6 protein-coding genes are annotated in these 9,566 nt (G+C 62.2%); 2 read left to right on the top strand and 4 right to left on the bottom strand.

What is annotated here, in order from left to right; genetic code table 11:
• Nucleotides 1–6: 6 nt before the first annotated feature.
• Nucleotides 7–447, top strand: coding sequence for a hypothetical protein (locus ACIOMR_RS23555; protein WP_003209360.1), 441 nt, complete (start codon nt 7–9; stop codon nt 445–447).
• 161 nt (nt 448–608) lie between these two features.
• Here ACIOMR_RS23555 and ACIOMR_RS23550 read toward each other — a convergent pair whose 3' ends face one another.
• On the bottom strand, nt 609–1,502 hold the full coding sequence (locus ACIOMR_RS23550; protein WP_003209358.1) for a LysR family transcriptional regulator: 894 nt from the start codon (nt 1,500–1,502) through the stop codon (nt 609–611).
• Between the two features lie 181 nt (nt 1,503–1,683).
• Between ACIOMR_RS23550 and ACIOMR_RS23545 the strand changes: the two genes are divergently transcribed.
• On the top strand, nt 1,684–2,901 hold the full coding sequence (locus ACIOMR_RS23545) for an MFS transporter (protein ID WP_371132458.1): 1,218 nt from the start codon (nt 1,684–1,686) through the stop codon (nt 2,899–2,901).
• A gap of 53 nt (nt 2,902–2,954) precedes the next feature.
• On the opposite strand, the gene hemE is transcribed toward ACIOMR_RS23545, so the two are convergent.
• The 3 genes from hemE to gltB all read right to left on the bottom strand — a co-directional run.
• Nucleotides 2,955–4,022, bottom strand: coding sequence for a uroporphyrinogen decarboxylase (gene hemE, locus ACIOMR_RS23540; protein ID WP_087692524.1), 1,068 nt, complete (start codon nt 4,020–4,022; stop codon nt 2,955–2,957).
• A 242-nt stretch (nt 4,023–4,264) separates the two neighbouring features.
• A complete protein-coding gene (locus ACIOMR_RS23535) occupies nt 4,265–5,683 on the bottom strand; it encodes an FAD-dependent oxidoreductase (protein WP_003209353.1) in 1,419 nt (472 codons plus the stop codon).
• Between the two features lie 32 nt (nt 5,684–5,715).
• The coding region (gltB, locus tag ACIOMR_RS23530; protein WP_401196650.1) for a glutamate synthase large subunit at nt 5,716–9,566 on the bottom strand (3,851 nt) is incomplete at its 5' end.

The following is a 9,566-nucleotide window of genomic DNA, read 5'->3' as shown; positions in this document are numbered from 1 at the left end:
AATGGAATGTCTTCCCTGCTACGCGCAACACTGGTCGCTTTGGCCCTGCTCACCACCGCTGGCTGCACCAACAAACCGGTGCTCAACACCCAGCACGACTTGCCGGCGAACCCGCAGGTCAACGAAGAAAAAATGAAGCAGACCATTATCGCGGCCTTGAACAAACGCCAATGGGTGGTGCAGCGCCTGAGCCCGCAACTGGTGCAGGCCGAGATCAACGTGCGCAACCAGTTCCACGCTGAAATCGACATCCGCTACACCGCCACCAGCTACGCCATCACCTACCGCGACAGCCGCGACCTGGGCTACAAGGACGGCAAGATTCACCGCAACTACAACCGCTGGGTGAGCATGCTGGACCGTGACATCCTGGCGGCGTTGCGCACCAATGGTGTGAGTGACACGGCGCAGTTGCTCCAGCAGACCGGGACGTCGAAGCAGAACTGAAACACCCGCTTCCCTGTGGCGAGGGAGCTTGCTCCCGTTGGGGCGCGAAGCGCCCCTGAAACCTGCGATTGAGGGTTGCCTGGTAAAACTCAGTCGTCGGGTTTCGGGGCTGCTGCGCAGCCCAGCGGGAGCAAGCTCCCTCGCCACAGGTTATACGTCGGTCATACCAATGCCTTGCGGGTCAGCAGCTCGACAAACGCCTTGGCCATCGGCGTCTGCTGACCCTTGCGCTGCACCAGCCACACCGCCGTCACCGCCTCCTGATCCAGCAACGTGCGATACACCACGCCATCAATGCGGATCCGCTGATACGACGCCGGCAGCACCGAGACACCCAACCCCGCCGCCACCAGGCCAATGATGGTCATTGCCTCCCCGGCCTCCTGGGCGAAATGCGGGCTGAAGCCGGCATCACGCGCCAGGCTCATCAATTGGGCATACAACCCGCTGCCGTAAGTCCGCGGGAAAAACACAAACGGTTCTTCGGCCAATTGCGCCAGGTGCAAACCCCGCTCGCTCCCCTCCACCAGCGGATGCCCGGCGTTCAGCACGGCCACCAAGGGCTCGCGCATCAGTTCCACGACGCTCAGGGAATCGGGCAACGGCAACGGTCGCATCAACCCCACCTGAATCGACTCATCCACCAGCGACTCGGCCACCTCCGTGCTGCTCATCTCCTGCAGATTCAAATGCACCGCCGGGAATGCCTGGCGAAACGCGAAGATCGCCTGTGGGATGCTGGAGTTGAACGGCGCAGAAGAGGTGAAGCCAATCTTCAACTCCCCCAGTTCCCCCAACTGCGCCCGACGTGCCACGTCCGCCGCTTTATCCACCTGCGCCAGCACCAACCGCGCCTCTTGCAGGAACAACCTGCCGGCCTCGCTCAGCTCGACCCGACGATTGGTACGCTCAAACAACCGCGCACCTATCTCCTGCTCCAGCGCCTGGATCTGCTGGCTCAGGGGCGGCTGGGAGATCCCCAGCACCTGCGCGGCGCGGCCAAAATGCAGCTCTTCAGCCACGGCGATGAAGTAACGCAGGTGGCGCAGTTCCATGAAAACCTCATTAGGTCGTAAAAGCTCTTAAACAGGTCGAACAATATATTGGAAAGAATCAATAGGGAGCTATATTCTTTTTTGCATTGCCAGCCCTGGCAGCCTTTCCTCCCCGAGGTCCCGCGTGAAATCTGCTGTCGCTCCGCTTGCTCAAGAAGTACCGCCCACCGCCCTCGATGAAGTGGTGGCACAGCTCAACGAGCAGTACATCGAAAAAGGCACCCCGATGTTCATGCGCACGGTGCTGGCGCTGTTCTCCGGCGGTTTCGCCACTTTCGCCCTGCTCTACTGCGTACAGCCGATGATGCCGGCGCTGTCCCACGAATTTTCCATCAATGCCGCGCAAAGCAGCCTGATTCTCTCGGTGGCCACCGGCATGCTCGCCATTGGCCTGCTGATCACCGGGCCGATTTCCGACACCCTGGGGCGCAAGCCGGTGATGGTTGCCGCGCTGTTCTGCGCCGCACTGTGCACCATCGCCAGCGGCCTGATGCCAAGCTGGGAAGGCATCCTGCTGATGCGCGCACTGGTGGGCCTGTCCCTCAGCGGCCTTGCAGCGGTGGCCATGACCTACCTGAGTGAAGAGATCCACCCGCAACACATCGGCCTGGCCATGGGTTTGTACATCGGTGGTAACGCCATTGGCGGCATGAGCGGGCGCTTGATCATCGGTGTGCTGATCGACTTCGTCAGTTGGCACACGGCGATGCTGATCATTGGCGCCCTGGCGCTGATCGCAGCCACGGTGTTCTGGAAGATCCTCCCCGAGTCGCGCAACTTCCGCGCCAGCACCCTGCACCCGCGCAGCCTGGTGGACGGCTTCACCATGCACTTCAAGGACGCCGGCCTGCCGTGGCTGTTCCTCGAGGCCTTCGTGCTGATGGGCGCCTTTGTGACGATGTTCAACTACATCGGCTACCGCTTGCTGGCGGACCCGTACGATTTGAGCCAGGCCGTGGTAGGCCTGCTGTCGCTGGTCTACCTCTCGGGTATCTACAGCTCGGCGAAAATCGGCTCCCTGGCCGACCGCCTGGGCCGTCGCCGTGTGCTCTGGGGCACCATCGTGCTGATGCTCGGCGGTATCGCCCTGACGCTGTTTACCCCGCTGTGGCTGGTAGTGCCCGGCATGCTGATCTTCACCTTCGGCTTCTTCGGCGCCCACTCAGTGGCCAGCAGCTGGATCGGCCGCCGCGCGCTGAAAGCCAAGGGCCAGGCGTCGTCGCTGTACCTGTTCAGTTACTACGTGGGGTCGAGTATTGCGGGGACGGCGGGCGGGTTTTTCTGGCACTACGCCGGGTGGAACGGGATTGGCGGGTTTATCGTCGCGCTGTTGATCGTCGCGTTGCTGGTGGCGTTGAAGCTGGCGAAGTTACCGCCGTTGCAGGAAGCCAAGGCTTAACCAGCGCTTACAAAAAAGCCCGGCATCTGCCGGGCTTTTTCATTGCCGCGCGATCACTCGTGATACTGCGCCGACAACTCGTGCACCGCCCGCAGGAACGCGCCTGCGTGCTCCGGATCAACTTCCGGAGTAATGCCGTGGCCAAGGTTGAACACGTGACCACTGCCTTTGCCGTAGCTGGCGAGGATGCGGCCCACTTCAGTACGGATGGCTTCCGGCTTGGCGTACAGCACGGTCGGGTCCATGTTGCCTTGCAGCGCAACCTTGTTGCCCACGCGGCGACGGGCTTCGCCGAGGTCGCAGGTCCAGTCCAGGCCCAGCGCGTCGGCGCCGGCGTCGGCGATGCTTTCCAGCCACAGGCCGCCGCCCTTGGTGAACATGATCACCGGCACCTTGCGGCCTTCGTGTTCGCGGATCAAGCCGCTGACGATCTTGCGCATGTAGGCCAGGGAGAACTCCTGGTACGCCGCCGCCGACAGGTTGCCACCCCAGGTGTCGAAGATCTGCACCGCCTGGGCGCCGGCCATGATCTGGCCGTTGAGGTAGGAGGTGACCGACTGCGCCAGCTTGTCCAGCAGCAGGTGCATGGCTTGCGGGTTGTCGTACAGCATGGCCTTGGTCTTGCGGAAGTCTTTCGACGAGCCGCCTTCGACCATGTAGGTGGCCAGGGTCCACGGGCTGCCGGAGAAGCCGATCAGCGGCACGCGGCCGTTCAGCTCGCGGCGGATGGTGCTGACCGCATCCATGACGTAGCCCAGGTCCTTGTGGGGATCGGGGATCGGCAGGGCTTCGATATCGGCCAGGGTGCTGACGACTTTCTTGAAACGCGGGCCTTCGCCGGTTTCGAAGTACAGGCCCTGGCCCATGGCGTCAGGGATGGTCAGGATATCGGAGAACAGGATGGCCGCATCCAGCTGTGGATAGCGGTCCAGCGGTTGCATGGTGACTTCGCAGGCGAACTCCGGGTTCATGCACAGGCTCATGAAGTCGCCGGCGTGGGCGCGACTGGCGCGGTATTCCGGCAGGTAGCGACCGGCCTGGCGCATCATCCACACAGGGGTGACGTCCACGGGTTGCTTGAGCAGGGCACGAAGGAAACGGTCGTTCTTGAGGGCAGTCATGTCGGCATCCGCAAAAAAAGTGCGGGCATTTTCTCAGAGCGCGACGCAAAAGGCACGGCAAGAGCCGTGCCTTTTGTCTATCGGGTCAATTTGTCGCGGATATGAAAGCGCCACAAAACAAATGTGGGAGCGGGCTTGCTCGCGAAAGCGGTGGGTCAGCCAACACATCTGGTGACTGATATACCGCATTCGCGAGCAAGCCCGCTCCCACATTTTGATCCCATTTCAATCCGGGATCGGGGTCAGACCTGCAGGTAATCCAGGATACCTTCGGCGGCGTTGCGGCCTTCGAAGATGGCCGTCACTACCAGGTCAGAACCGCGCACCATGTCGCCACCGGCGAAGATTTTCGGGTTGCTGGTCTGGTGTTTGTACTGGCCTTGTTCCGGGGCTACAACGCGGCCCTGGCTGTCGGTCTGGATTTCGAACTGCTCGAACCACGGCGCCGGGCTTGGGCGGAAACCGAAGGCGATGACCACGGCGTCTGCCGGGATGATCTCTTCGGAACCCGGGATCGGCTCGGGGCTGCGACGGCCACGGGCATCCGGTTCGCCGAGACGGGTCTCGACCACTTTCACGCCTTCGACACGGTCTTCACCGACGATAGCGATCGGCTGGCGGTTGTAGAGGAATTTCACGCCTTCTTCCTTGGCGTTCTTCACCTCTTTGCGCGAACCCGGCATGTTGGCTTCGTCACGACGGTAGGCACAGGTCACCGACTTGGCGCCCTGGCGAATCGAAGTGCGGTTGCAGTCCATCGCGGTATCACCACCGCCCAGCACCACGACCTTCTTGCCTTTCATGTCGACGAAATCTTCCGGCGACTTTTCAAAGCCCAGGTTGCGGTTGACGTTGGCGATCAGGAAGTCCAGAGCGTCGTACACGCCCGGCAGGTCTTCACCGGCGAAGCCACCCTTCATGTAGGTGTAGGTGCCCATGCCCATGAACACGGCATCGTATTCTTCGAGCAGTTGCTCCATGGTCACGTCCTTGCCGATTTCGGTATTGAGGCGGAACTCGATACCCATGCCGGTGAAGACTTCGCGACGATGGCTCAGTACGGTTTTTTCCAGCTTGAACTCGGGGATGCCGAAGGTCAGCAGGCCACCGATTTCCGGGTTCTTGTCGAACACCACCGGGGTCACGCCGCCACGCACCAGCACGTCGGCACAGCCCAGGCCCGCCGGGCCCGCGCCGATGATCGCGACGCGCTTGCCGGTCGGCTTGACCTTGGACATGTCCGGGCGCCAGCCCATGGCGAACGCGGTGTCGGTGATGTACTTCTCCACCGAACCGATGGTCACCGCGCCGAAGCCGTCGTTGAGGGTGCACGCACCCTCGCACAGACGGTCCTGCGGGCACACCCGGCCGCACACTTCCGGCAGGGTGTTGGTCTGGTGCGACAACTCGGCGGCGGCGAGGATGTTGCCCTCGGCCACCAGCTTCAGCCAGTTCGGAATGAAGTTGTGCACCGGGCACTTCCATTCGCAATACGGGTTACCGCAACCCAGGCAGCGGTGGGCCTGGTCGGCCGAGTGCTGGGGTTTGAAGGGCTCGTAGATTTCCACGAACTCTTTCTTGCGTTGACGCAACAGTTTCTTCTTCGGATCTTTGCGCCCGACATCGATGAACTGGAAGTCGTTATTCAGACGTTCAGCCATGTTAAAACCTCATCAAACTCTTCAGGCGCATATCACTGCGGGTTGGCACGGATGCTGGAAAGCAACGATTTCAGGTTGGCAGCCTTGGGCTTGACCAGCCAGAAACGACGCAGGTAGTCATCGAGGTTTTCAGCGAGGTTGCGACCCCATTCGCTGTTGGTTTCCTCGACATATTCGTCCAGCACATGCTGCAAGTGGTTGCGATAGGATTCCATCGCTTCGCCGCTGATCCGCTGGATCTCCACCAACTCGTGGTTCACCTTGTCGACGAAGGTGTTGTCCTGGTCGAGCACGTAGGCGAAACCGCCGGTCATGCCCGAACCGAAGTTGTAGCCGGTCTTGCCCAGCACCGCGACAAAACCACCGGTCATGTACTCGCAGCAGTGATCGCCCGTGCCTTCAACCACGGTGTGGGCACCGGAGTTACGCACTGCGAAACGCTCACCGGCCGTGCCCGCGGCAAACAGCTTGCCGCCGGTTGCGCCGTACAGGCAGGTGTTGCCGATGATGGCACTGTCTTGAGTCTTGTAGACGCTGCCCACTGGCGGGACGATCACCAGCTTGCCGCCGGTCATGCCCTTGCCCACGTAGTCGTTGGCGTCGCCTTCGAGGTACATGTTCAAGCCACCGGCGTTCCATACGCCGAAGCTCTGGCCAGCGGTGCCCTTGAAGCGGAAGGTGATCGGCGCCTTGGCCATGCCCTGGTTGCCGTGCTTGCGCGCGATTTCGCCGGAGATGCGTGCGCCGATGGAACGGTCGCAGTTGCAGATATCCAGGGCGAATTCGCCGCCGCTTGCGTCGTTGATCGACGAAGTGGCCATCTCGACCATCTTCTCGGCCAGCAGGCCCTTGTCGAACGGCGGGTTGCGGTCAACCTGGCAGAACTGTGGCTTGTCGGCCGGGATGTGATCGCTGCCCAACAGCGGCGTCAGGTCCAGGTGTTGTTGCTTGGCGGTCTGGCCTTCGAGGATGTCCAGCAGGTCGGTACGGCCGATCAGCTCTTCCAGGGAACGCACGCCCAGCTTGGCCAGCCACTCACGGGTTTCCTCGGCGACGTAGGTGAAGAAATTCACCACCATGTCGACGGTCCCGATGTAGTGGTCCTTGCGCAGCTTCTCGTTCTGAGTGGCCACGCCGGTGGCGCAGTTGTTCAGGTGGCAGATGCGCAGGTATTTGCAGCCCAGGGCGATCATTGGCGCGGTGCCGAAGCCGAAGCTTTCGGCGCCGAGGATTGCAGCCTTGATCACGTCGAGGCCGGTTTTCAGGCCACCGTCGGTTTGCACCCGGACCTTGCCGCGCAGGTCGTTGCCGCGCAGGGTCTGGTGGGTTTCAGCCAGGCCCAGTTCCCACGGTGCGCCGGCGTACTTGATGGAGGTCAGCGGCGAAGCGCCGGTGCCGCCGTCGTAGCCGGAGATGGTGATCAGGTCGGCATAGGCCTTGGCCACACCGGCGGCGATGGTGCCCACGCCGGCTTCCGCTACCAGTTTCACCGAGACCAGGGCCTGCGGGTTGACTTGTTTCAGGTCGAAAATCAGCTGCGACAAATCCTCGATCGAGTAGATGTCGTGGTGCGGCGGCGGCGAAATCAATGTCACGCCCGGCACTGCATAACGCAGCTTGGCGATCAGGCCATTGACCTTGCCGCCTGGCAGTTGCCCGCCTTCGCCCGGCTTGGCGCCCTGGGCAACCTTGATCTGCAGCACTTCGGCGTTGACCAGGTATTCCGGGGTTACACCAAAACGGCCAGTGGCGACCTGCTTGATTTTCGAGCTCTTGATGGTGCCGTAGCGCGCCGGGTCTTCACCGCCTTCGCCGGAGTTGGAACGCGCACCCAGGCGGTTCATGGCTTCGGCCAGGGCTTCGTGAGCCTCAGGCGACAAGGCGCCCAGGGAAATACCGGCGGAGTCGAAACGCTTGAGGATCGATTCCAGTGGCTCGATCTCGCTGATGGCCAGCGGCGTGTCCAGGGTTTTCACCTTGAACAGGTCGCGGATCATCGACACCGGGCGGTTATCCACCAGCGCGGTGTATTCCTTGAACTTGGCGTAGTCGCCTTGCTGCACGGCGGCTTGCAGGGTGTTGACCACGTCCGGGTTGTAGGCGTGGTATTCGCCACCGTGCACGAACTTCAGCAGGCCACCTTGCTGGATCGGCTTGCGCGCGCTCCAGGCTTCGGCGGCCAGGGCTTTCTGCTCGGCTTCGATGTCGACGAAACGCGCACCCTTGATGCGGCTCGGCACGCCACGGAAGCTCATCTCGCAAACTTCTTCCGACAGGCCGATGGCTTCGAACAATTGCGCGCCGCGGTAGGACGTGACGGTGGAGATGCCCATCTTCGACAGGATCTTCAGCAGGCCCTTGGTGATGCCTTTACGGTAGTTCTTGAACACCTCGTAGAGGTCGCCCAGGACTTCGCCGGTACGGATCAGGTCGCCGAGTACTTCGTAAGCCAGGAACGGATACACCGCCGAGGCGCCGAAGCCGATCAACACCGCAAAGTGATGCGGGTCGCGGGCGGTGGCGGTTTCAACCAGGATGTTGGAATCGCAACGCAGGCCCTTTTCGGTCAGGCGGTGGTGTACCGCGCCGGTGGCCAGGGAAGCGTGGATCGGCAACTTGCCCGGGGCAATGTGGCGGTCGGTCAGCACAATCTGGGTACGGCCGGCGCGCACGGCTTCTTCAGCCTGATCGGCGACGTTGCGCACAGCGGCTTCCAGGCCGAGGCTCTCGTCGTAGTTCAGGTCGATGATCTGCCGGTCGAAGCCCGGGCGATCCAGGGTCATCAACGAGCGCCACTTGGCCGGGGAAATGACCGGCGAGCTGAGGATCACGCGGGAAGCGTGCTCAGGCGATTCCTGGAAGATGTTGCGCTCGGCACCGAGGCACACTTCCAGGGACATCACGATGGCTTCGCGCAGCGGATCGATCGGCGGGTTGGTCACCTGGGCGAACTGCTGGCGGAAATAGTCGTACGGCGTGCGCACGCGCTGGGACAGCACGGCCATTGGCGTGTCATCGCCCATGGAGCCGACGGCTTCGTAGCCCTGCTCGCCCAGTGGGCGCAGCACCTGGTCACGTTCTTCGAAGGTGACCTGGTACATCTTCATGTACTGCTTGAGCTGGTCGACGTCGTAGAAGGCAGAACCGTGGTCGTTGTCTTCCATGGTTGCCTGGATGCGCAGGGCATTCTTGCGCAGCCATTGCTTGTACGGATGACGGGACTTCAAGCGGTTGTCGATGGCATCGGTGTCAAGGATCTGACCGGTCTCGGTGTCCACGGCGAGGATCTGGCCCGGGCCAACGCGGCCCTTGGCGATCACGTCTTCCGGCTTGTAGTTCCACACGCCGATTTCCGACGCCAGGGTGATGAAGCCGTTGGTGGTGGTCACCCAACGCGCCGGGCGCAGGCCGTTACGGTCGAGCAGGCACACGGCGTAGCGACCGTCGGTCATTACCACGCCGGCCGGGCCGTCCCACGGTTCCATGTGCATCGAGTTGTACTCATAGAACGCCCGCAGGTCGGGGTCCATGGTCTCGACGTTCTGCCACGCTGGCGGAATGATCATGCGCACGCCACGGAACAGGTCGATGCCGCCGGTGACCATCAGTTCGAGCATGTTGTCCATGCTGGAGGAGTCGGAACCCACGCGGTTGACCAGCGGGCCGAGCTCTTCCAGGTCCATCAGGTCGTTGGCGAACTTGGTGCGACGGGCCACGGCCCAGTTGCGGTTGCCGGTGATGGTGTTGATCTCGCCGGTGTGGGCGAGGAAGCGGAATGGCTGGGCCAGCGGCCATTTCGGCGGGGTGTTGGTGGAGAAGCGCTGGTGGAACACGCAGATTGCGGTTTGCAGGCGCTCATCGCTCTGGTCTGGATTGAAGGCGG

Source organism: Pseudomonas sp. NPDC087814 (assembly GCF_044742865.1).
Taxonomy (GTDB): Bacteria; Pseudomonadota; Gammaproteobacteria; order Pseudomonadales; family Pseudomonadaceae; genus Aquipseudomonas.
Note: the sequence above shows the minus strand (reverse complement) of the source record. Positions and strands in the feature narration are given on the sequence as shown.